The sequence below is a fragment of the Agromyces seonyuensis genome (assembly GCF_009789225.1).
GTDB lineage: Bacteria > Actinomycetota > Actinomycetes > Actinomycetales > Microbacteriaceae > Agromyces > Agromyces seonyuensis.
Genome location: NZ_WSTA01000071.1, coordinates 1 through 21,215 on the forward strand (window position 1 = coordinate 1; position 21,215 = coordinate 21,215).

Genomic DNA, 21,215 nt, shown 5'->3' on the forward strand with positions numbered 1-21,215 from the left:
GGGCGGGCTCGGCCGCGGGGGCCGGCTCGGGAGTCGCGGCGGGCTCGGGCTCCGGCTCGGGCGCAGACTCGGCGGCCGGAGCGGGCTCGGCCGCGGCGGGCGCAGCGCTGCCGTCGCCGATCGTCACCAGGATGGTGCCGACCTCGACGGTCTCGTCCTCCTGCACGAGGATCTCCTCGATGACGCCCGCGACGGGCGAGGGGATCTCGGTGTCGACCTTGTCGGTCGAGACCTCGAGCAGCGGCTCGTCGACCTCGACTCGGTCGCCGACGTTCTTCAGCCAGCGGGTGACCGTGCCTTCGGTGACACTCTCGCCGAGTGCCGGGAGGCTGACGGATTCGCTCATTCGATGGACTCCTTCACAGCGTGTTTCGCATGAATCAGTTTATTGGTATGGCAACGCGTCCGTGGGGCCGCGCAGGTTCAGATCAAGTGGAGGGGCTTTCCCGCCAGCTTGAGGAAGACTTCGCCGAGCGCCTCGTGCTGCGTCGGATGGGCGTGCACGAAGGGCGCGACGTCCTCGGGGAGGGCCTCCCATCCGACGACGAGCTGCGCTTCGCCGAGGAGTTCCCCGACGCGGGCGCCGACGAGGTGGACGCCGAGGACCGGGCCGTCGGCGGCGCGCACGACCTTGACGGAGCCGCTCGTGCGGAGGATGTGGCTCTTGCCGTTGCCGGCCAGGTTCGCCTCGGCGACGACGACGTGCTCGCTGCCGAACCGTTCGATCGCCGCGGCCTCCGTCAGCCCGATGGAAGCGACCTCGGGGTCGGAGTAGGCGACGCGCGGCAGATTCTCGTCGGCCACGACCACCGGGTCGAGACCCGCGATCTCCTCGGCGACGAAGATGCCCTGCTGGAATCCGCGGTGCGCGAGCTGCAGGCCGGCGACGAGGTCGCCCACCGCCCAGACGCCCGGGACGCTCGTGCGGAGCCGCTCGTCGACGACCACGAAGCCGCGGTCGAGGGCGACGCCGGCCTCCTCGAAACCGAGCCCGGCGCTCGCCGGGCCGCGGCCCACCGCGACGAGCAGGGAGTCGGCGTCGATGGTCGTGCCGTCCTCGAGGGAGACCCGCACGCCCGAGGCATCCTGGGTCGCGCCGGCGAAGCGCACGCCGAGGCGCTGCTCGATGCCGCGCTTGCGGAACGCGCGTTCGAGCTGCTTCGACGAGGACTCCTCCTCGGCGGGCAGGAGGTGCGGAAGGGCCTCGACGATGACGACCTCGGCGCCGTAGGAGCGCCAGAGGCTCGCGAACTCGACGCCGATGACGCCGCCGCCGAGCACGACCACCCGGGCCGGGATCTCGTCGAGGGCCAGCGCGGCCTCGCTGTCGAGGATGCGACCGCCGAGCTCGAGGCCGGGGAGCGTGCGCGAGTACGAGCCCGTCGCGAGCACGATGTTCGGTGCTCGGTACACGTCGTCGCCGACCTGCACGGCGTTCGACTCGACGAGCCGGCCTTCACCGGCGATGACGTCGATGCCGCGCTTGGCGACGAGGCCCGTGAGGCCCTTCCACTTGCCGGTGACGATCTCATCGCGGAACGCGGTCACGCCGGCGAGGTCGATGCCCTCGACGACGGCCCGCACGCCGAAGTGGACGCCGTCACGTGCCGCGTCCGCGACATCGGCGGCGTGGAGCATCGCCTTGGTGGGGATGCACCCGCGGTGCAGGCAGGTGCCGCCGAGCTTGTCGCGTTCGACGAGCGCGACACGGCTGCCGAGTTCGGCGGCGCGCAGCGCGGCGGCGTATCCGCCGCTGCCGCCGCCGAGGACGACGAGGTCGTACTGATGCTCGGTCACGGTTCGGAGGCCCTCCCTCGGGGCGTGGCACGACCCCGCGCCGGAGGCGACGAGGTCGGGTGGTCGACGCAGCGTGCGTCACTCGAGCCTACCCCGCCGCTCCGGCGCGGGCGTCGCCGTCAGCGGTCGGCGGGGACGCTGCCCAGGGCGGCGAGGCGCTCGACGAGTTCGACGAGCGTGCGGGCGGCGACGCCGGTGCCGCCGGCAGGGGTGAAGCCCCACGCGGCGCCTTCGTTGAGGGCGGGACCGGCGATGTCGAGGTGCGCCCACGGGATCGGGGTCCCGTCCTCGCGGGTGCCCACGAACTCGCGGAGGAAGATCGCGGCGGTCAGCATCCCGCCGGCCGTCTGCCCGAGCTTCGTGTTGACGAGGTCGGCGACGTCGGAGTCCAGGAGCGAGCGGAGCTCCTTCGGCATCGGCATCGGCCAGAACGCCTCGCCGACGGCCTCGCCGGCGTCCACGAGCGCGGCGCCGAGCGTGCGGTCGCCGAGCACGCCGGACGTGCGCTTGCCGAGCGCGACGATCTGCGCGCCGGTGAGGGTCGCGACGTCGATGATCGCGTCGGGACCCTCCTCGCCGGCGGCGACGATGCCGTCGGCGAGCACGAGCCGGCCTTCGGCGTCGGTGTTGGTGACCTCGACGGTCGTGCCGCCGCGGATCGTGAGCACGTCGTTGGGGCGGATGGCCGTCGCACTCGGCAGGTTCTCGGCGATGCACAGCCAGCCGGTGACGCGCACGGGGACGCCCAGCCGCGCGAGCGCGGCGACCGCCGCGAGCACGACCGCGGCGCCGGCCATGTCGCTCTTCATGCCGACCATCGAGAGGGCGGGCTTCAGCGAGAGGCCGCCCGAGTCGAACGTGATGCCCTTGCCGACGAGCGCGAGGTGGAGTCGCGCGTCGGCGGGCGCGTAGTCGAGCCGCACGAGGCGGGGCGGGCGCGAGGAGCCGGCACCGACGCCGAGGATGCCGCCGAACCCGTCGGCCTCGAGCGCCGGCACGTCCCACACCCGGGTCTCGACGGGGAGGTCGACGACCTCGGCGAGCGCGCGCTCGGCCAGGTCGGCAGGGGCGAGGTCGCGCGGCGATTCGTTGACGAGATCGCGGACGAGGGCATTGGCGCTCGCGGTGACGCGGATGCGCTCGAGGCCGATCGTCTCGGCGTCGTGCGGCGTGTGCAGGTCGACGGCGGCGAGGGCGGCCTTCGGTTCGCCGGAGCGGTAGGCCAGATAGGCGTAGGCGCCGAGGGCGGCGCCGTCGAGCAGGGCGGATGCCTCGTCCGCGGCGAGCTCCTCGGCGGCGAACGCCGCACGGGCGACGCCGGCGAGCTTGCGGGCGGCGGCGCCGCCGGCAAGCCGGAGCGCGGTGGCATCCGGCCGGTCGCCGATGCCCAGGAGGCCGATCGCCCCGGTGCCGGACGGCGCGGGGATCCGCACGAACTCCTCGGCGGCACCGCTCACGCCGATGGCGGCGAGGCTCGGGGCGAGCTTCTCGTAGCCGGCTGCCGAGACGAGCACGGGCCCGTCGGAGGTCTTCCGGACGAGGAGCACGACGACGTCGGCATCGGAATCGATCGCGGGGGAGGAGTGGAGCGAGAGTGCGGCGATGGGCATGGCTTCGATGGTAGGCGGGTCCCCTGCGAGGCCGCGGGCCGGGGCATCCGGTGTTCGCTCACGGCGTGGGGAGGGCGACCCGGGCCGGGGAGGGCGGTCCTCCGCCGCGGATACGATGACGGTATGCGCGAACCTCGGGAGCTCTACACGTCGTCCGGGGTCCCGGTGCCGGCGGGCCTGCCGCTCGTCGCGGGGCTGACGGGCTTCGCCGACGCGGGCGGAGCCGTCTCCCAGATGACCGAGTTCCTGCGCAACGAGCTCGAGCTCGAGGAGGTCGCGCTATTCGACGCCGACGAGCTGCTCGACTACCGGGCGCGCCGGCCGATCGTGCTGTTCGACCAGGACCACATCGGCGGGTACGAGCCGCCGCGGCTCTCGCTCGAACTCGCGCACGACGACCTGGGGCAGCAGTTCCTGCTGCTGACGGGATACGAGCCCGACTTCCAGTGGAATCGATTCACCGCCGCGGTGCTGCAGCTCATCGACGAGCTCGAAGTGTCCTCGACGACCTGGATGCACGCCATCCCGATGCCCGTCCCGCACACGCGCCCGATCAGCGTCACCGTCAGCGGCAACCGCAGCGACCTCGTCGAGTCCATGAGCGTCTGGCGCCCCACCACGCAGGCGCCCGCCAACGCCCTGCATCTGCTCGAGTACCGGCTGCGGCAGCTCGACGAGCCGAGCACCGGCTTCGTGCTGCTCGTGCCGCACTACCTCGCCGACACCGAGTATCCGGCGACCGCGATCACGGCACTGGAGTCGGTCAGTGCGGCGACGGGCCTCATCTTCCCGACCGATCGCCTCCGCGAGCAGAATCGCGAGTTCGAGTCGCGCATCGACCAGCAGGTGGCCGAGAACGGCGAGCTCGGCAAGCTCGTGCACACGCTCGAGGAGCGCCACGACGCCTATATGGAGGACAACGGCCTGCGATCGCCGCTGACCGACGAAGCGGGCGAGGTCCCGACCGCCGACGAGATCGCCGCGGAGCTCGAGAAGTTCCTCGCGATCCGGCGCACGCGCGACGAGGAGCAGCCCGGCGCGTGACGCCGCGGACATCCGGCGGTCATCCGTTCCGATACGCCGGAAATGCACGCTGACCGGGAATGCAGACATCCGGAATCACGTTGGATCCGATGTGCGGGGACGGCGCGCCAGCATACTTCGGCGCGTCGCACAAGACCCCGTGGTTATAATTGCTGCAGGACCCGTTCAGTCCGCGGTTCGATCCCGTCGGGATCACCGGACTTGACATGGGTCCTTGTAGTGTCCGAAAACGCGGCGCCGTCCCCAGTGGCGCCGAGATCACCGGCCCGGGGGCGAGAGCCGTTCGGCGGGGATGCCGCGTGACGACGGCGATGAGAGGCTCGAGAATGGCGACGACCACCAAGAAGGTTCCTGCTGCGGCCGAAACGGCCGAAGCGGAGAAGCCGACGACGACGAGCCGTGCGAAGACCACGGCTGCGAAGACCGCGACGGCGAAGGCGCCGGCCGCGAAGACCACGGCGGCCAAGAGCAAGACCGCCGCCGCTTCGAAGACCGCGACCGCGGCCAAGAGCGCGACGGCGACGAAGACGGCCGCCAAGCGCACGTCGACGAAGTCGAAGGCCGCCAAGGCCGACGAGGACGAGGAGACGCTCGAGGAGGTCGAGGTCGAAGCCGTCGACACGACCGACACGGAGTCCGCCGACGCCGCCGACGAGTCGGCCGACGACGAGGACGAGGCCGTCATCCCGGTCGAGCCCCACCCGACCGGCGCGCTCGTGCTGCGCGCCGTCGACGACGACGACGAGGTGCCGGTCTACTCGACCTTGATCACCGGCGCCACCGCCGACCCGGTCAAGGACTACCTGAAGCAGATCGGCAAGGTCGCGCTCCTGAACGCGGCCGAAGAGGTCGAGCTCGCGATGCGCATCGAGGCCGGCCTGTTCGCCGAGGAGAAGCTCTCGCAGATGAGCGACGCCGAGCGCCGCTCGAAGCTCGGCCGCGAGCTCCAGTGGGTCGCCCGCGACGGCCAGCGCGCCAAGAGCCACCTGCTCGGCGCGAACCTGCGCCTCGTGGTCTCGCTCGCCAAGCGCTACACCGGTCGCGGCATGCAGTTCCTGGACCTGATCCAGGAGGGCAACCTCGGCCTCATCCGCGCGGTCGAGAAGTTCGACTACACCAAGGGCTTCAAGTTCTCGACGTACGCCACCTGGTGGATCCGTCAGGCGATCACGCGCGCCATGGCCGACCAGGCTCGCACCATCCGCATCCCCGTGCACATGGTCGAGGTCATCAACAAGCTCGCCCGCGTCCAGCGCCAGATGCTGCAGGACCTCGGCCGCGAGCCCACGCCCGAGGAGCTCTCGCGCGAGCTCGACATGACGCCCGAGAAGGTCATCGAGGTGCAGAAGTACGGCCGCGAGCCGATCTCGCTGCACACGCCCCTCGGTGAGGACGGCGACAGCGAGTTCGGCGACCTCATCGAGGACACCGAGGCCGTCGTGCCGGCCGACGCGGTGGGCTTCACGATGCTGCAGAAGCAGCTCGAGAGCCTGCTCGATTCGCTCTCCGAGCGCGAGGCGGGCGTCATCCGCATGCGTTTCGGCCTCGGCGACGGCATGCCCAAGACGCTCGACCAGATCGGAGACACCTTCGGCGTGACGCGCGAGCGCATCCGCCAGATCGAGTCGAAGACGATGGCCAAGCTCCGGCACCCCTCGCGGTCGCAGTCGCTGCGCGACTACCTCGAGTAAGCCGGCACCCGCACCCGCCCCCGCCCCCGCCCGCGCACCATCACCACCCCGAGGAGACATCCGGTGCAGCCCAGCGCCAACGACGGCAAGGAACTCACGACGAAGGTCGACGGCGTCGACTATCAGCGGATCCCGATCAAGACGAAGGTGGTGATGGCGGGCGACGACCTCGACGCCATCGTCCGCGAGGCGGCCGAGCCGGTGCTCGAGCCGGGCGACATCCTCTTCGTCACGGAGAAGATCGTCGCGATCAGCCAGGGCCGGTCGTACCCGATCGACGAGATCCAGCCGCGCAAGCTCGCGGTGACGCTCTCGAAGTACGTCGTGAAGACGCCCTACGGCATCGGCCTCGGCATGCCCGAGACGATGGAGATGGCCCTTCGCGAGTGCGGGACGCCCCGCATCCTGCTCGCCGCGGGCGTCGCCGCCGTGACGAAGGCCTTCGGCCGGAAGGGCGACTTCTACCGCATCGCGGGTTCGAAGGCGCGCGGCATCGACGGCCCGACGTCCGGAACGATCCCGCCGTACAACTCGCAGGTCGTCCTCACGCCGGCCGAGCCCGACAAGGTCGCGGCCCGACTCAAGGCGCTCTTCGGCGGCAAGGCCGACGTGCTCGTGGTCGACATGAACGACATCGGCGGCAACATCCTCGGCACGACCCTCGGCCACAAGCGCGACGACGAGATGGTCGCGATCCTGAGCGACAACCCGCTCGGCCAGGGCCACCAGTCGACGCCCCTCGGCGTCATCCGCAAGGCCGTCTGAACCGACGAGCACGAGAACGGGCCGGATGCAGCAGCATCCGGCCCGTTCGTCGTTTCCCGCCCGCGGCGGGCGGGATCAGAACCCGATCGTGTCGCGGTAGTGGGGGAGAAGCCCGGTGCGCACCCCGGAGACCGAGGGCTTGGTCTGGAAGACGCCCGTGTTGTAGTTGCCCTCGATGACGACGGGCCCGTCGGGGGTGATCGCGATGTCCCACCCGACGTAGGGGATCTCGGGGACGATGCGCGCCAGACGGTCGGCGAGCGCCACAGCCTCGGCGAAGCGCGGCACCTCGAAGCCGACGATCGACGTGCCGGAGCCCGGGTGCACGGCGAACGTGTCGCTCTCGCCGTCGAAGGCCGCGTAGTGGGCGACGCCCGCCTCGTCGAGCATCGTATACATGCCGCCCGAGGAGAAGTTGTCGATGTCGCCGCCGTTGCCGCATTTCAGCACGCGGGCGAGCACCGAGACCTCGGAGCCGTCGAACCACGTGATGATGCGCAGCGTGTTGACGCTCGACGGATTGAGCGAGGCCATGACCGGATGCTGCACGAGGAACTGCTCGAGCAGGAACTGCCGGCCGGCGACGAGTTCGTCGCGGAACGCCGACCAGTCGTCGATGTCGGCGGCGGTACGGCTGCCGATGCCCTTGCCGCCGAGCGAGTCGGGCACCTTCGCCATGACCTTGCCGTGACGTTCGACGAACTCGCGCACCTCGTCGACCGACGCCGAACGGACGTCGAGCCACTCGCGCCCGATGAAGGCGTCGAACTCGCGGTCGAACTCGAGCTTGTTCGCGAACCGCTGGCGATGCGACGGGTCGTTGTAGCGCTGGGCGAGGTGGTTCGACTTCGGATGCGTCATCCATGTCGGTCGCTCATCGCGGCGCAGCAGGTGGATGTCCCAGTCGACGTAGTCCTGGAAGGCGATCTCGTAGCGCACCGAGCACCACAGCATGTCGGCGATGAGCCGGACCTGCGACTTGGCGGTGGTCTTCTGCGCTTGCGAGGCGTACTGCCTCAACCTCGAGGGCGACACCGCTGCGGCGCGCTCGGCGAGGTAGCGGGCGCGCCGCAGCGCGCCCAGCCCGGCCAACCCCGGCCGCCTAGTCGGACTCGTGCAGGCGGGCCGACTCGTCGTGCCAGCTCTGCGCGATGGTCGAGAGCTTCTCCTGGTGCTTGCGGCCGTGGTGGGCGCAGAACAGCAGTTCGCCGGTGGCGACCTGGACGCGGATGTACGCCTGGGCGCCGCACGCATCGCAGCGATCGAGGGCGGTCAGCTCGTAGCGGTTTGCCTCGACCGTCTCGGTCGGCTCGGCGAACTGTGACATGGCTCCTCCTCCAGGTGCGAAGCGGCTTTCCTCAATGAGACCACACCTCGACCCGGGTTCCGCTCCCATCGGGCCTCGTTTCGCTGTCGGCGGATTCGGATTCCCCGCCACGACGAGCCGGGGCGTCGGCCGGAGGCGTCCGAGGCGGCCGGTAGGCTTCCACGACGTGAGCAACGACTACTCCGCGCGTCATCTCTCGGTCCTCGAGGGTCTCGAGGCCGTCCGAAAGCGACCCGGCATGTACATCGGGTCGACGGATTCGCGCGGTCTCATGCACTGCCTCTGGGAGATCATCGACAACTCGGTCGACGAGGCGCTGGCCGGCTTCGGCTCCGAAATCGAGGTCGTCCTCCACGGCGACGGCTCCGTCGAGGTGCGCGACCGCGCGCGCGGCGTCCCCGTGGACATCGAGCCGAAGACCGGACTCTCGGGCGTCGAGGTCGTCTACACGAAGCTCCACGCGGGCGGCAAGTTCGGCAGCGGCTCGTACGCCGCCTCCGGCGGTCTGCACGGCGTCGGCGCATCCGTCGTCAACGCACTGTCCGAGCGCCTCGACGTCGAGGTCGACCGCGACGGCAAGACGTGGGCGATGTCGTTCCACCGCGGCGAGCCCGGCCGCTTCGAGGATGCCGGGACGCCGACGCCCGAGGCCCCCTTCACCCCGTTCGAGCAGCGCAGCGAGCTGCGCGTCGTGGGCAAGGTCGCCAAGGCCGTCACCGGCACCCGCGTGCGGTACTGGGCCGACCGTCAGATCTTCACGAAGGGCGCCGCATTCCAGCTCGACGAGCTGCTCGGTCGCGCGCGGCAGACCGCCTTCCTCGTGCCGGGACTCGGCATCACCGTCATCGACGAGCGCGAGGCGGCGCCCGAGTCGCACCGCTTCCACTTCGAGGGCGGCATCTCGGAGTTCGTGGAGCACCTTTCCATCGACGCCCCCGTCACCGACATCTGGCGCTTGCAGGGCAGCGGCACCTTCAAGGAGACGGTGCCGGTGCTCTCGCCCGGCGGTGCGATGGTGCCGACCGAGGTCGAGCGCGAATGCGAGGTCGACCTCGCCCTGCGCTGGGGCACCGGGTACGACACGGTCTTCAAGAGCTTCGTCAACATCATCGCGACGCCGAAGGGCGGAACGCACCAAGCCGGCTTCGAGCAGGGCCTGCTGAAGTTCCTCCGCGCCCAGATCGAGGCGAACGCCCGCAAGCTCAAGGCCGGCACCGACAAGCCGGAGAAGGACGACATGCTCGCCGGCCTCACGGCGGTGCTCACCGTGCGCGTCCCGGAGCCGCAGTTCGAAGGGCAGACGAAGGAGGTGCTCGGCACCCCCGCGGTGCGCGCGATCGTCTCCAACGTCGTGGCCAAGCAGCTCGCCGAGCGCTTCGCGTCGACGAAGCGCGACGACAAAGCCCAGACGGCTCTCGTGCTCGAGAAGGTCGTTTCCGAGATGAAGGCGCGCATCTCGGCGCGCACCCACAAGGAGACCCAGCGACGCAAGAACGCGCTCGAGTCGAGCTCGCTGCCCGCCAAGCTCGTCGACTGCCGCTCGACCGACGTCGCGCAGAGCGAGCTCTTCATCGTCGAGGGCGACTCCGCGCTCGGCACGGCGAAGCTGGCCCGCGACAGCGAGCACCAGGCGCTGCTGCCCATCCGCGGCAAGATCCTGAACGTCCAGAAGGCGTCGATCTCCGACATGCTCTCCAACGCCGAATGCGCGGCAATCATCCAGGTCATCGGCGCCGGCTCGGGTCGCACGTTCGACCTGTCGGCGGCGCGCTACGGCAAGGTCATCATCATGAGCGACGCCGACGTCGACGGCGCCCACATCCGCACGCTGCTGCTGACGCTCTTCTTCCGCTACATGCGGCCGATGATCGAGGACGGACGCGTCTTCGCCGCGGTTCCGCCGCTGCACCGAGTCGTCGTCATGAACCCCGGATCCAAGCCGAACGAGACGATCTACACGTACTCCGAAGCCGAGCTGAACGCCGTGCTCGCGGACCTCAAGAAGCGCGGCAAGAAGTATCAGGACCCGATCCAGCGCTACAAGGGCCTCGGCGAGATGGATGCCGACCAGCTCGCGACCACGACGATGGACCGGGCGCACCGCACCCTGCGGCGTGTGAACGTCGCCGACGCCGAGGCGGCCGGCCGCGTCTTCGAGCTGCTCATGGGCAACGAGGTCGCACCGCGCAAGGAGTTCATCGTCGACAGCGCCGCCGGCCTCAGCCGCGACCGCATCGACGCCTGACCGTCGCCGGCCGGGTGTTCCGGCCGTGCAACGCAGAACGCCCCGGTCCGCTCGCGCGGCCGGGGCGTTCCGTCGCTCCGGAGTCAGCCGAGCCGGCGGCCGACGGATGACACCTCGGATTCGAGGAACGCACCGGAGGCGTCTCGCTTGGCGAGCGGCTCGTCGGGCAGGGTGCGCGCAGAGCCGTCGGGGCCGAGTGCGAGCGCCGGGCCCGGACCGACCCAGGCGAGGCCGAGCGCGGTCTCGCCCTTGAGGAAGCGCTGCGCTCGGACGCCGCCCGTGGCGCGGCCCTTGCCGGGGAACTCGGCGAAGGCGGAGACCTTGCCGCTGCCCGGGTCGGCGCCGACGAGCGTCTCCGCACCCGCGGTGACCGTCACGACGACCGCCGACTCGACGTCGGCCGGCGCGAGCACGTCGAACGCGATGACCCGCGCGCCCGCGGCGAGCTTGATACCCGCCATGCCGCCCGCCGTCGCGCCCTGCGGCCGGACCGCGGACGCCGGGAAGTGGAGCAGTTGGGCGTCGTCGGTGACGAAGACGAGTTCGTCGTCCTCGCCGCCCTGCGCGACGCCGACGACGGTGTCGCCGTCCTTCAGCGCGATGACGGGGAAGTCCGGCTTGTTCGGGTAGGCGCCCGTCGCGACGCGCTTGACGACGCCCTGCGCCGTGCCGAGCACGATCGGACGATCGCCGGTGAGCGACACGACGCCGAGAACGGTCTCGGTGCGGTCGGCGAGACCGAGGTAGTCGCGCACGCGCACGCCGGCCGCGAGGTGCGGGGCGTTGCCCGGCAGCACGGGCAGGTCGACGGGGGAGAAGCGGATGAGCCGGCCGCGGTTCGTGATCGCGCCGATCTCGGCGCGGCTCGTCGCCGCGACGCTCGAGCTCACCGCGTCGTGCTTGGACCGACGCGTCGGAGCGGTGATCGCCACGGCGTCCGCCCCGTCGGCCGCGTCGATCCGGGCGATGCGGCCGCTCGCGGTCAGCACGACGCGCGTCGGGACGTCGGCGTGCTCGAGGGACGCGGCGGCCGCGGCCGCCGCACGGCGACCGGTCGGCTGCACCCGCGCTTCAGTGAGGAGGGTACGACGTGGCGTGCCGTAGAGATCGGCCACGGCGGCCAGTTCGTCCGACACGAGCCCGCGCAGGCGCGCCTCGCTCGAGAGCAGCTCGACGAGTTCGGCGATCTCGGACTGCAGCTTGTCGCGCTCGGTCTCGAGCTCGATGCGCGAGAATCGCGTGAGGCGGCGCAGTCGCAGCTCGAGGATGTACTCGGCCTGCAGTTCGGAGAGCTCGAAGACCTCCCGCAGCCGGCCGCGCGCCGACTCCGCGTCGTCCGACGTGCGGATGACCTGGATGACCTCGTCGATGTCGAGGATCGCGATGAGGAGGCCCTCGACGAGGTGCAGCCGCTCGCGACGGCGCGCGAGGCGGAACTCGGACCGGCGCGTGACGACGCGGAGGCGATGCCCGATGAAGACCTCGAGCAGGGACTTGAGTCCGAGCGTCTGCGGCTGGCCGTCGACGAGGGCGACGTTGTTGAAGCTGAAGCCGTCTTCGAGGGGCGTGAGCCGGTAGAGCTGCTCGAGCACCGCCTGCGGGTTGAACCCGGTCTTGATGCCGATGACGAGCCGCAGGCCCTTCGTACGGTCGGTGAGGTCGGCGACGTCGCTGATCCCGGTGATCTTCTTGGACTGGACGCCGTCCTTGATCTTCTCGATGACCTTCTCGGGGCCGACGAGGTAGGGCAGCTCGGTGACGACGAGGCCGACCTTGCGGGCGGTGAGCTGCTCGACCGAGACCTTCGCACGGGTCTTGAACGAGCCGCGGCCGGTCGCATAGGCGTCGCGGACGCCCGAGAGGCCGACGATCGTGCCGCCCGAGGGGAAGTCCGGGCCGGGCACGAACTCCATGAGCGTCTCGAGGTCGGCCTCGGGGTGGGCGAGCAGATGCCGCGCGGCGCCGACCACCTCGACGAGGTTGTGCGGGGCCATGTTCGTCGCCATGCCGACCGCGATGCCGGCGGCGCCGTTGACGAGCAGGTTCGGGATGGCCGCCGGCAGCACCTCGGGCTGGTCGTACGAATTGTCGTAGTTCGGCACGAAGTCGACGACGTCCTCGTCGAGCGACTCGGTCATCGCGAGCGCGGGGGAGGCGAGGCGGGCCTCGGTGTAGCGCGCGGCGGCCGGTCCGTCGTCGAGCGAGCCGAAGTTGCCGTGGCCGTCGACGAGCGGCACGCGCAGCGTGAACGGCTGCGCCAGTCGCACGAGGGCGTCGTAGATCGCCGAGTCGCCGTGCGGGTGCAGGCGGCCCATGACCTCGCCGACGACGCGCGCCGACTTGACGTGGCCGCGGTCGGGCCGCAGGCCCATCTCGGCCATCTGGAAGAGGATGCGTCGCTGCACGGGCTTCAGGCCGTCGCGGGCGTCGGGGAGGGCGCGGGAGTAGATCACCGAGTACGCGTACTCGAGGAAGGAGTCCTGCATCTCACGGGAGAGGTCGACGTCCTCGATGTGCTCGACGATCTCGGGTGCGGCTGCGCGGTCGTTCTTGCGGGTCATCCGTCGTCTCGTTCGTGGCGCCGGGGGAGGCGCGTCTGGTCAGGAGCTCGGGCTCGAAGTCCATGCGCCGTCGGCTGTGCCAGACTGGCGCGATGCCTGCCATGCTACCGGTCGCCCCGGACGGTGCGACGAGGCTGGCCGACGTGCTGGCGGGCGCGTTCGCCGCGACGTCGGGCGCCGCGGCCGCGCTCGCGCTCCCGCCCGTCCGCTCCGCCGTGGTGGTCCTCGTCGACGGGCTCGGCGCGTCGAACCTCAAGGCCCGCGCGGGCCACGCCCGCACCCTCGCCGGCCGCCTCGGCAAGAAGGATGTCGCGTGGTCGACGTTCCCGTCGACGACCGCCGTGGCCCTCGCGACGTTGACGACCGGCGTGCCCGCCGGCGAGCACGGGCTCGTCGGCTACTCCGTGCTCGACGCCGCCCACGACCGCGTCGTGAATCAGTTGAGCGGGTGGGACGCCCGCATGGTCCCCGAGGTGTGGCAGCCCCGCCCGACCCTGTTCGAGTCCGCGCTCGAGCGAGGCATCCGGCCGGTCGCGATCGGCGCCCCGTCGTACGCGACGAGCGGGCTGACCCGCGCCGTGCTGCGCGGGGCCGACTACGTCGGCGGCCGCACGATCGACGAGCGCGTCGACCTCGCCCTCGCGACGGTGCGCACCGGCCCGTCCCTCGTCTACCTGTACGTGCCGGAACTCGACCAGGCCGGCCATCGCGACGGGTGGGAGTCCGATCGCTGGACGGGGCGACTGGAGGAGCTCGACGGCGCGATCGCCCGCCTCGAACGCGGACTGCCGCGCGACGTCGGGATGCTCGTGAGCGCCGATCACGGCATGCTCGACGTCCCCCCGCACCGGCACGTGCTCCTCGACGCGACGCCCGGCCTGCTCGACGGCGTGCGGCACGTCGCGGGCGAGCCGCGTTGCCGCTACCTCTACTTCGAGCCGGCCCTCGCCGCCGCGGACCGCGACGCGCTCGTGTCCCGCTGGCGGGACGCGGAGTCGCATCGGGCATGGGTCGCCTCCGGCGACGAGGCGATCGCCGCGGGCTACTTCGGCGACGTCGACCCGGCGGTTCGCCCGCGCATCCCCGACCTCCTCGTCGCCGCGCGTTCCGGCATCGCCTACTACGACGGTCGCGATGCCGACCAGGCGCCGCGCAAGATGATCGGCCAGCACGGCTCGCTCACCGACGACGAGCGGCGCGTCCCACTGCTGCGATTCGGGGCGTTCGCGCGCTGAGCCGGGCGGTCGGCGCGGCGCGCCGCTGCCGATTGCCGTGCACCGCGGACGGGACGTGGTGAGGATCGTCCCGGGAACGCGACGACGCCGAGCGCCCGGAGGTGGCTCGGCGTCGTGACGGTGCGGGGCTCAGGCCGGGTAGTTGCCGCGCTTGTTCTGCGGCTTCGGCAGGCGCAGCACGCGCATCTGCAGGCCGCGCATCGCGGCGTACCAGCCGACCCCGCGCTCGGCGGTGCCGAACTTGGCGCGGAGCTTGCGCTTGATGGTGAACGTCAGGATGATCGCGTCGGCGATCGCCGCGAGGAGATACACGTAGAGCGCGATCATCGCGTACGCCTGGACCTCGACCACGGGGATGAGCGACGCGAGGACGAGGACGAGCATGACCGGCAGCAGCAGCTCGCCGAGCGAGGTGCGGGCGTCGACGTAGTGACGCACGAACTTCTTCTGCGGGCCCTTGTCGCGGGCGGGGAGGTAGCGCTCGTCGCCGGCCGCCATGCCCTCGTTGTACTTGCGGCGCTGCTCCGCGGCATCCGACTTCGCCTTCTTCGCCGCTTCCTTGCGGTCGTCGGGGACGAGAGGCCGCTTGCGCGCGGCCTCCTGCTCGGCGCGCGTCGGTGTGCGCGTGCCCTTCTTGTCGTTCTTGGGCGCCTCGGCCGGCGATTCGTCGCCGGGCGTGGGCTGTGTCAGGTTCTTGGCCACTGGATTCCTCGAAAGTCGGGTTCCCTTAAGATTACCCGCATGAGCGACGCCCTCCCTGAAGACGCAGCGAACGCACGGATCGACGAGGGGGTGGAAGCCGCGGTCGCCGCGGGATTCCCCGCCGCCGTCGCCGATCTCGCGGGGCTCGTCTGCATCCCCTCCGTGTCCTGGCCCGCGTTCGACGCGGCGCACGTCGCCGAGAGCGCCGAGGCCGTCGCGGCCCTGCTGCGCGGCACCGGCGTGTTCGACACGGTCGACATCCGCCGCGCCCTCGAGGCCGGTTCCGACGACGTCTACGGGCATCCCGCCGTCATCGCCCGCCGCCCGGCTCGCAACGGCCGCCCCACCGTCCTCCTCTACGCGCACCACGACGTGCAGCCCCCCGGGGCCGACGAGGACTGGGACACCCCGCCGTTCGAGCCGACGCAGCGCGGCGAGCGTCTCTACGGCCGCGGCGCGGCCGACGACAAGGCCGGCGTCATGACGCACGTCGGCGCGATCCGCGCGCTCGTCGAGGCGGTCGGGGACGACTTCGACCTCGGCATCGCCGTCTTCATCGAGGGCGAGGAGGAGTGGGCGTCTCGCTCCTTCGCGAACTTCCTGCGCGACAACCGCGATCTCCTCGAGGCCGACGCGATCGTCGTCGCGGACTCCGGCAATTGGGATGCCGAGACGCCGGCGCTGACCGTGGCGCTCCGCGGCGCGGTCGCCTTCAACGTGCGCGTCTCGACGCTCGGGCACGCCTCGCACTCGGGCATGTTCGGCGGCGCCGTCCCCGATGCCATGCTCGCGGCCGTCCGGATGCTCGCCTCGCTGCACGACGCCGACGGCTCCGTCGCCGTCGAGGGGCTCCGCGACGCCGGCCTGGAGACGCCCGAGTACGACGAGGCGCAGTTGCGCGAGGAGACGGGTCTGCTCGACGCGGTGAGCCCGATCGGCCGGGGCAGCATCCTCTCGCGCATCTGGTCGCAGCCCTCGATCACCGTCACGGGCATCGATGCGCCGACGGTGGCCAACGCCTCCAACACCCTCGTGCCGTCGGTGCGCGCCCGCATCAGCGCCCGCGTGGCTCCGGGCCAGGACGCCGACGAGGCGCTCGCCGCCATCCGCGCCCACCTCGAGGCCAACGCGCCGTTCGGCGCCGTGCTCGAGTACGACGGCTTCGACACCGGCCAGGCATTCCTCGTCGACACCTCCGGCTGGGCCGTCGCCGAGGCGCTCGACGCCTTCCGCGACGCCTGGCGGCGCGAGCCCGTGCAGATCGGCGTCGGCGGCTCCATCCCGTTCATCGCCGAGCTGGTCGAGGAGTTCCCCGCCGCGCAGATCCTCGTCACCGGCGTGGAGGACCCGCTCTCGAAGGCGCACAGCCCCAACGAGTCGCTCCACCTCGGCGTCTTCAAGAAGGCGCTCCTGAGCGAGGCGCTGCTCCTCGCGCGGCTGAACCGCCGGGCCGGTTGAGCCGACGCCGTGCCGGGTCTCCGTGCCCGGCACGGCCGTCTCCGGACCCCTGCAGCTTGCGACGACCTCGGCGAATTCACGAGGCATCCTCAGGGTGTATCGGGAGCGAACGGGGATATCATCGCCGTGAACGGTGTTGCGTGCCGTTCGCACCGAAGTCTTTCCGAGGAGTGAGATGACCGACACGATCACCGAGAAGGCCGCCCACGGCGTGCTGCTGAGCGAGCCCGCGGCCGGCAAGGTCAAGAGCCTGCTCGAGCAAGAGGGCCGCGACGACCTGCGCCTGCGCGTGGCCGTGCAGCCCGGCGGCTGCTCCGGCCTCATCTACCAGCTCTACTTCGACGAGCGCGTGCTCGACGGCGACGCGGTCGTGGAGTTCGAGGGCGTCGGCCTGATCGTCGACAAGATGAGCGTCCCGTACCTCGACGGCGCGACGATCGACTTCGAGGACACCATCCAGAAGCAGGGCTTCACGATCGACAACCCGAACGCCGAAGGCTCCTGCGCCTGCGGCGATTCGTTCCACTGATCCTCAGGTTCCGCGACGCGGGAGGGCTGCACGGCAGCCTTCCCGCGTTTCTTTTTGCACTGCGGACCGGGGCAATTCCAGAGATCGACAGTGCGTAGAGACCGCGGGGTGCACAACGCGGAGGGGGAGTGGGAGTAGGCTTGCACCGATCAATGCGCTTCTCTGAGAAGTGTCTTCGAGTCTCCCGAAAGGTCACCGGTGCGTCACAATCGCCGTCTCCGATGGGCTGCAGTACCGCTAGCAGCGACACTCAGCCTCGTTCTCGCAGGTTGCACCCAGGCAGAGCTCAACGGCTTCCTGCCTGGATTCGAGAGCGGTGAAGCTGCGACGAACCACACCGAGATCACTCGGGGGCTCTGGGTCACGTCGTGGATCGTGCTGCTCATCGTCGGCCTCATCACCTGGGGCCTCACCATCTGGGCGGTCATCGCGTACCGCCGGCGCAAGGGCCAGACCGGACTTCCGGTGCAGCTGCGCTACAACATGCCGATCGAGATCTTCTACACGATCGTGCCGCTGATCCTCGTGCTCGGCTTCTTCGCGTTCACCGCCCGTGACCAGGCGGTCATCGAGCAGCGCTTCGCCGAGGACGACATCGACGTCAAGGTCCAGGTCATCGCCAAGCAGTGGGCCTGGGACTTCAACTACGTCAACGAGGACGTCTACGAGTACTCCGAGCAGGTCCAGCCGAACGAGGACGGCTCGGTCGATCCGGCCGATACGCCCACGCTCGTGCTCCCGGTCGGCGCCAACGTCGAGATCGCGCTCGACTCGCGCGACGTCATCCACTCCTTCTGGGTCGTCGACTACCTGTACAAGAAGGACATGTACCCCGGCAAGACGAACTACATGTCGTTCGTGCCGGAGCGCGAGGGCACCTTCGCCGGCAAGTGCGCCGAGCTCTGCGGCGAGTTCCACTCCCGCATGCTCTTCAACGTCGAGGTCGTCTCCCAGGACGAGTACGACGACTACATCGCGTCGCTCGAGGATGCGGGCCAGACCGGCCAGCTCTCCACCGAGTACGACCGCAACACCAACCTGCCCGGCACGGACGCGCCCGTCCGCGAAGAGGAGTAAGACGCCGCGATGAGCACGACAGCAACTCGGCCGCAGGCCGCCTCGCTTCCCTTCGGGACTCCGAAGGTCGAGCGGAAGGGCAACGTCCTCGTCCGCTGGATCACTTCGACCGACCACAAGGTCATCGGGTACATGTACCTGATCGCGTCGTTCATCTTCTTCTGCATCGGCGGCGTGATGGCCCTTGTCATCCGCGCCCAGCTCTTCGAGCCCGGTCTCGAGATCGTCAGCACGCCCGAGCAGTACAACCAGCTCTTCACGATGCATGGCACGATCATGCTGCTGATGTTCGCGACGCCGCTCTTCGCCGGCTTCGCCAACGTCCTCATGCCGCTGCAGATCGGCGCCCCCGACGTCGCGTTCCCGCGACTGAACGCCTTCGCCTTCTGGCTCTTCGCGTTCGGCTCGCTCATCGCCGTCTCGGGCTTCCTCACCCCGCAGGGCGCGGCCTCGTTCGGTTGGTTCGCCTATCAGCCGCTCGCCTCCACGACGTTCTCGCCGGGCGTCGGCGGCAACCTCTGGATGCTCGGCCTCGGCCTCTCGGGCTTCGGCACGATCCTCGGCGCCGTGAACTTCATCACGACGATCATCACGATGCGCGCCCCGGGCATGACCATGTGGCGCATGCCGATCTTCACGTGGAACACCCTCGTGACCTCGATCCTCGTACTCATGGCCTTCCCGGTGCTGGCCGCGGCGATCCTGGCCGCGAGCGCTGACCGAGTGTTCGACGCCCACATCTTCGACGCGGCCAACGGCGGCGTCATCCTGTGGCAGCACCTCTTCTGGTTCTTCGGCCACCCCGAGGTGTACATCATCGCGCTGCCGTTCTTCGGCATCGTGTCGGAGATCTTCCCGGTGTTCAGCCGCAAGCCGATCTTCGGGTACAAGACGCTCGTCTACGCGACCATCGCGATCGCGGCTCTCTCGGTGACGGTGTGGGCCCACCACATGTACGTCACCGGCTCGGTCCTGCTGCCGTTCTTCGCGCTCATGACGATGCTCATCGCCGTGCCGACGGGTGTGAAGATCTTCAACTGGATCGGCACCATGTGGCGCGGATCGATCACCTTCGAGACCCCGCTGATCTGGTCGCTCGGCTTCCTCATCACCTTCGTCTTCGGCGGCCTCACGGGCGTCATCCTCGCCTCGCCGGTACTCGACTTCGCGGTGTCCGACACCTACTTCGTCGTCGCCCACTTCCACTACGTGGTCTTCGGCACCGTCGTCTTCGCGATGTTCGCCGGCTTCTACTTCTGGTGGCCCAAGTGGACCGGCAAGATGCTCAACGAGCGTCTCGGCAAGTGGCACTTCTGGCTGCTCTTCATCGGCTTCCACATGACGTTCCTCATCCAGCACTGGCTGGGCGTCAAGGTCATGCCGCGTCGGTACTACTCGTACCTGCCGGAGGACGACATCACCTGGATGAACCAGGTCTCCACGATCGGCGCCTTCGTCCTCGCGGCCTCGCTCATCCCGTTCTTCCTCAACGTGTACCTCACGGCCCGCAAGGCGCCCAAGGTCACGGTCAACGACCCGTGGGGTTACGGCGGGTCGCTCGAGTGGGCCACCAGCTGCCCCCCGCCGCGGCACAACTTCACGTCGATCCCGCGCATCCGTTCGGAGCGTCCGGCCTTCGACCTGAACCACCCCGAGGCCGGCCTGCCGGTGGGAGTGGGAGCAGTGAAGGACGCACCCGACGCGATCACCCGCGACGCCGAGACCGGAGAGGTCAAGTAAGCCATGCGCACCAATGCGATCCTCTTCTGGGTTCTCGCCGTCTTCATGGGCCTCATGGCCGTGATCTACGGCTTCTGGACCGCCGCCGACAGCGGCCTCGGCCACCCCGAGTGGGCCGGCACCATCGCCGTCGCCCTCGCGGCAGTGCTCTCCGCGTTCATCGCCTTCTACGTCGGCCGCGTGCGGGCGTCGCAGGGCGGCGAACTGCCGGAGGACCGGCTCGACGCCAACATCGACGACGGCGACCCGGAGCTCGGCTTCTTCAGCCCGTGGAGCTGGTGGCCCATCGTCCTCGCGGCCGCGGCCGCGCTGACGTTCCTCGGTCTCGCGGTGGGCACTTGGATCTCGTTCATCGGCGTCCCGATCGGCATCATCGCGCTCGTCGGCTGGGTCTACGAGTACTACCGCGGCAACTTCGCACGCTGAGTTCCACGCTCGAAACGGGGTCGGTCTCTTCGGAGGCCGGCCCCGTTCTCGTCGCCTGCGGCGCCTGAACGCGTGGCATTCTCCTCGTTCTCTCATGCGCCGCGGGTTGGCAAGCCCTGGCGGCGTCCGATAGCTTCGAAGCCGTGTGCCCTGTTCGGGGGGTACTTGTTTCGATCTTGGGGGAGACGAAATGCTGAGGACGACGGTGCACGAGGTCGAACGGCCGCGGACGCGACGACGGAGGACGGTGCGCGCAGCGGCCTGCGCCGTCGCACTCGGGGCAGTCGGAATCGCCTGGGCGGGCGCGGCTCCGGCCGGCGCGTCGACGGGAACGGAGCGCATCCGCACCGCACAGGTCGATGGGCAGCTGGTCGGCATCGGCGCCTTCGGCTACGACGTGGCCGAGGCCCGTCGGGACGTCGCAACCGACATCGCCACGCGGACGCTGGCCTCGACCGAGGAGGTTCGGGCGACGGCGGCGGCCGAGCTCGGCGCGGTGTCGATCGCCGAGCTCGATGCGGCCCGAGTCGCGGTGGTCGGCGCTGTCGGCACCTCCGCGTCGCCGTCGGTGCTGCTGGATGCGTCCGGCGTCCTCGATGCGGCACGAGTCGCCCTGCAGGGCACCGTCGAGGATGCCCGCGCGGCGCGAGCTGCCGCGCTGGAGGCCGAACGTGCCGCTGCTGCGGCTGCGGCACTGGCGGAAGCCGAACGCGCCGCTGCGGCGCGCTCAGACGCGCAAGCGGCGGCCCCAGTAGCCGTCGCCCCGGAGGACGTCGCCCCGACGGTCGCCGAACTCGAAGCGGTCCGGCCGAAACCCACCGCCGAGGAGTGCGGCCCGTGCGCGCCCGAGGCGATGGTGCCGAGGTTCTACGAGGGCGCATGGGTCTGGGCCTGTCCGGCAGGGACGTTCTAGCTGTGATGTCCAGGCAGGTTGTTGAGTCTGCTGATGGGTGGGGCTCCGATCGCGGAGTGGCGCCTGTGCTGATTGTAGAAGTGGAGCCAGCTGGG

Annotated in this window: 18 protein-coding genes and 1 pseudogene; 11 read left to right on the top strand and 8 right to left on the bottom strand. The window is 70.3% G+C overall.

The features are described from left to right. The 3 genes from GB864_RS13900 to GB864_RS13910 all read right to left on the bottom strand — a co-directional run. Positions 1-346 (bottom strand): biotin/lipoyl-containing protein (locus GB864_RS13900; RefSeq protein WP_336604012.1); only part of this gene is annotated, 346 nt, incomplete at its 3' end. A gap of 77 nt (positions 347-423) precedes the next feature. Further along, positions 424-1,797, bottom strand: a complete 1,374-nt coding sequence (gene lpdA / locus GB864_RS13905; RefSeq protein WP_160426071.1) for a dihydrolipoyl dehydrogenase — start codon at positions 1,795-1,797, stop codon at positions 424-426. A 119-nt stretch (positions 1,798-1,916) separates the two neighbouring features. Beyond that, entirely contained in the window at positions 1,917-3,407 is a 1,491-nt protein-coding gene (locus GB864_RS13910; RefSeq protein WP_160426073.1) for a leucyl aminopeptidase, read from the bottom strand. Between the two features lie 123 nt (positions 3,408-3,530). On the opposite strand from GB864_RS13910, the gene GB864_RS13915 reads away from it, so the two are divergent. The 3 genes from GB864_RS13915 to GB864_RS13925 all read left to right on the top strand — a co-directional run bounded on the left by GB864_RS13915 (position 3,531) and on the right by GB864_RS13925 (position 6,907). Beyond that, positions 3,531-4,451: a proteasome assembly chaperone family protein gene (locus tag GB864_RS13915; protein ID WP_160426075.1), complete on the top strand. Its 921-nt coding sequence runs from the start codon at positions 3,531-3,533 to the stop codon at positions 4,449-4,451. Positions 4,452-4,762: 311 nt separating this feature from the next. Then, positions 4,763-6,142: an RNA polymerase sigma factor gene (locus tag GB864_RS13920; RefSeq protein ID WP_160426077.1), complete on the top strand. Its 1,380-nt coding sequence runs from the start codon at positions 4,763-4,765 to the stop codon at positions 6,140-6,142. Between the two features lie 63 nt (positions 6,143-6,205). Next, the gene (locus GB864_RS13925; protein WP_160426079.1) at positions 6,206-6,907 is read left to right on the top strand and encodes a coenzyme F420-0:L-glutamate ligase; all 702 of its coding nucleotides are present in this window, start codon (positions 6,206-6,208) and stop codon (positions 6,905-6,907) included. Positions 6,908-6,982: 75 nt separating this feature from the next. Here GB864_RS13925 and GB864_RS13930 read toward each other — a convergent pair whose 3' ends face one another. Both GB864_RS13930 and GB864_RS13935 read right to left on the bottom strand, forming a co-directional pair. Next, positions 6,983-7,999 carry a sugar-transfer associated ATP-grasp domain-containing protein gene (locus GB864_RS13930; protein ID WP_160426081.1) on the bottom strand — a complete coding sequence of 339 codons (1,017 nt, stop codon included), beginning with the start codon at positions 7,997-7,999 and terminating at the stop codon, positions 6,983-6,985. Positions 8,000-8,009: 10 nt separating this feature from the next. Then, the gene (locus GB864_RS13935) at positions 8,010-8,234 is read right to left on the bottom strand and encodes a DUF7455 domain-containing protein (protein ID WP_160426083.1); all 225 of its coding nucleotides are present in this window, start codon (positions 8,232-8,234) and stop codon (positions 8,010-8,012) included. A gap of 166 nt (positions 8,235-8,400) precedes the next feature. Here GB864_RS13935 and GB864_RS13940 point away from each other — a divergent pair, with 166 nt between their 5' ends. Further along, positions 8,401-10,479 carry a DNA gyrase/topoisomerase IV subunit B gene (locus GB864_RS13940; protein ID WP_336604013.1) on the top strand — a complete coding sequence of 693 codons (2,079 nt, stop codon included), beginning with the start codon at positions 8,401-8,403 and terminating at the stop codon, positions 10,477-10,479. 83 nt (positions 10,480-10,562) lie between these two features. Here GB864_RS13940 and GB864_RS13945 read toward each other — a convergent pair whose 3' ends face one another. Then, positions 10,563-13,040 carry a DNA gyrase/topoisomerase IV subunit A gene (locus GB864_RS13945; protein WP_160426088.1) on the bottom strand — a complete coding sequence of 826 codons (2,478 nt, stop codon included), beginning with the start codon at positions 13,038-13,040 and terminating at the stop codon, positions 10,563-10,565. A gap of 92 nt (positions 13,041-13,132) precedes the next feature. Here GB864_RS13945 and GB864_RS13950 point away from each other — a divergent pair, with 92 nt between their 5' ends. Continuing rightward, positions 13,133-14,275, top strand: coding sequence for an alkaline phosphatase family protein (locus GB864_RS13950; RefSeq protein WP_160426090.1), 1,143 nt, complete (start codon positions 13,133-13,135; stop codon positions 14,273-14,275). A 129-nt stretch (positions 14,276-14,404) separates the two neighbouring features. Here GB864_RS13950 and GB864_RS13955 read toward each other — a convergent pair whose 3' ends face one another. Further along, positions 14,405-14,977: a DUF3043 domain-containing protein gene (locus tag GB864_RS13955; protein ID WP_336604014.1), complete on the bottom strand. Its 573-nt coding sequence runs from the start codon at positions 14,975-14,977 to the stop codon at positions 14,405-14,407. Positions 14,978-15,016: 39 nt separating this feature from the next. On the opposite strand from GB864_RS13955, the gene GB864_RS13960 reads away from it, so the two are divergent. The 6 genes from GB864_RS13960 to GB864_RS13985 all read left to right on the top strand — a co-directional run bounded on the left by GB864_RS13960 (position 15,017) and on the right by GB864_RS13985 (position 21,120). After that, positions 15,017-16,435, top strand: coding sequence for a dipeptidase (locus GB864_RS13960; RefSeq protein ID WP_160426092.1), 1,419 nt, complete (start codon positions 15,017-15,019; stop codon positions 16,433-16,435). 175 nt (positions 16,436-16,610) lie between these two features. Beyond that, entirely contained in the window at positions 16,611-16,964 is a 354-nt protein-coding gene (gene erpA / locus GB864_RS13965) for an iron-sulfur cluster insertion protein ErpA (RefSeq protein ID WP_160426094.1), read from the top strand. 198 nt (positions 16,965-17,162) lie between these two features. Further along, a complete protein-coding gene (gene ctaC / locus GB864_RS13970) occupies positions 17,163-18,041 on the top strand; it encodes an aa3-type cytochrome oxidase subunit II (protein WP_160426096.1) in 879 nt (292 codons plus the stop codon). 9 nt (positions 18,042-18,050) lie between these two features. Continuing rightward, positions 18,051-19,781, top strand: coding sequence for an aa3-type cytochrome oxidase subunit I (ctaD, locus tag GB864_RS13975; RefSeq protein ID WP_160426098.1), 1,731 nt, complete (start codon positions 18,051-18,053; stop codon positions 19,779-19,781). Between the two features lie 3 nt (positions 19,782-19,784). Next, positions 19,785-20,207: an aa3-type cytochrome oxidase subunit IV gene (ctaF, locus tag GB864_RS13980; RefSeq protein WP_160426100.1), complete on the top strand. Its 423-nt coding sequence runs from the start codon at positions 19,785-19,787 to the stop codon at positions 20,205-20,207. Between the two features lie 247 nt (positions 20,208-20,454). Further along, the gene (locus tag GB864_RS13985) at positions 20,455-21,120 is read left to right on the top strand and encodes a hypothetical protein (protein WP_160426102.1); all 666 of its coding nucleotides are present in this window, start codon (positions 20,455-20,457) and stop codon (positions 21,118-21,120) included. Here GB864_RS13985 and GB864_RS13990 read toward each other — a convergent pair. After that, positions 21,117-21,215, bottom strand: a pseudogene (locus GB864_RS13990) (IS481 family transposase); the annotation flags it as partial. The gene GB864_RS13985 and the pseudogene GB864_RS13990 sit on opposite strands and share 4 nt — an antisense overlap.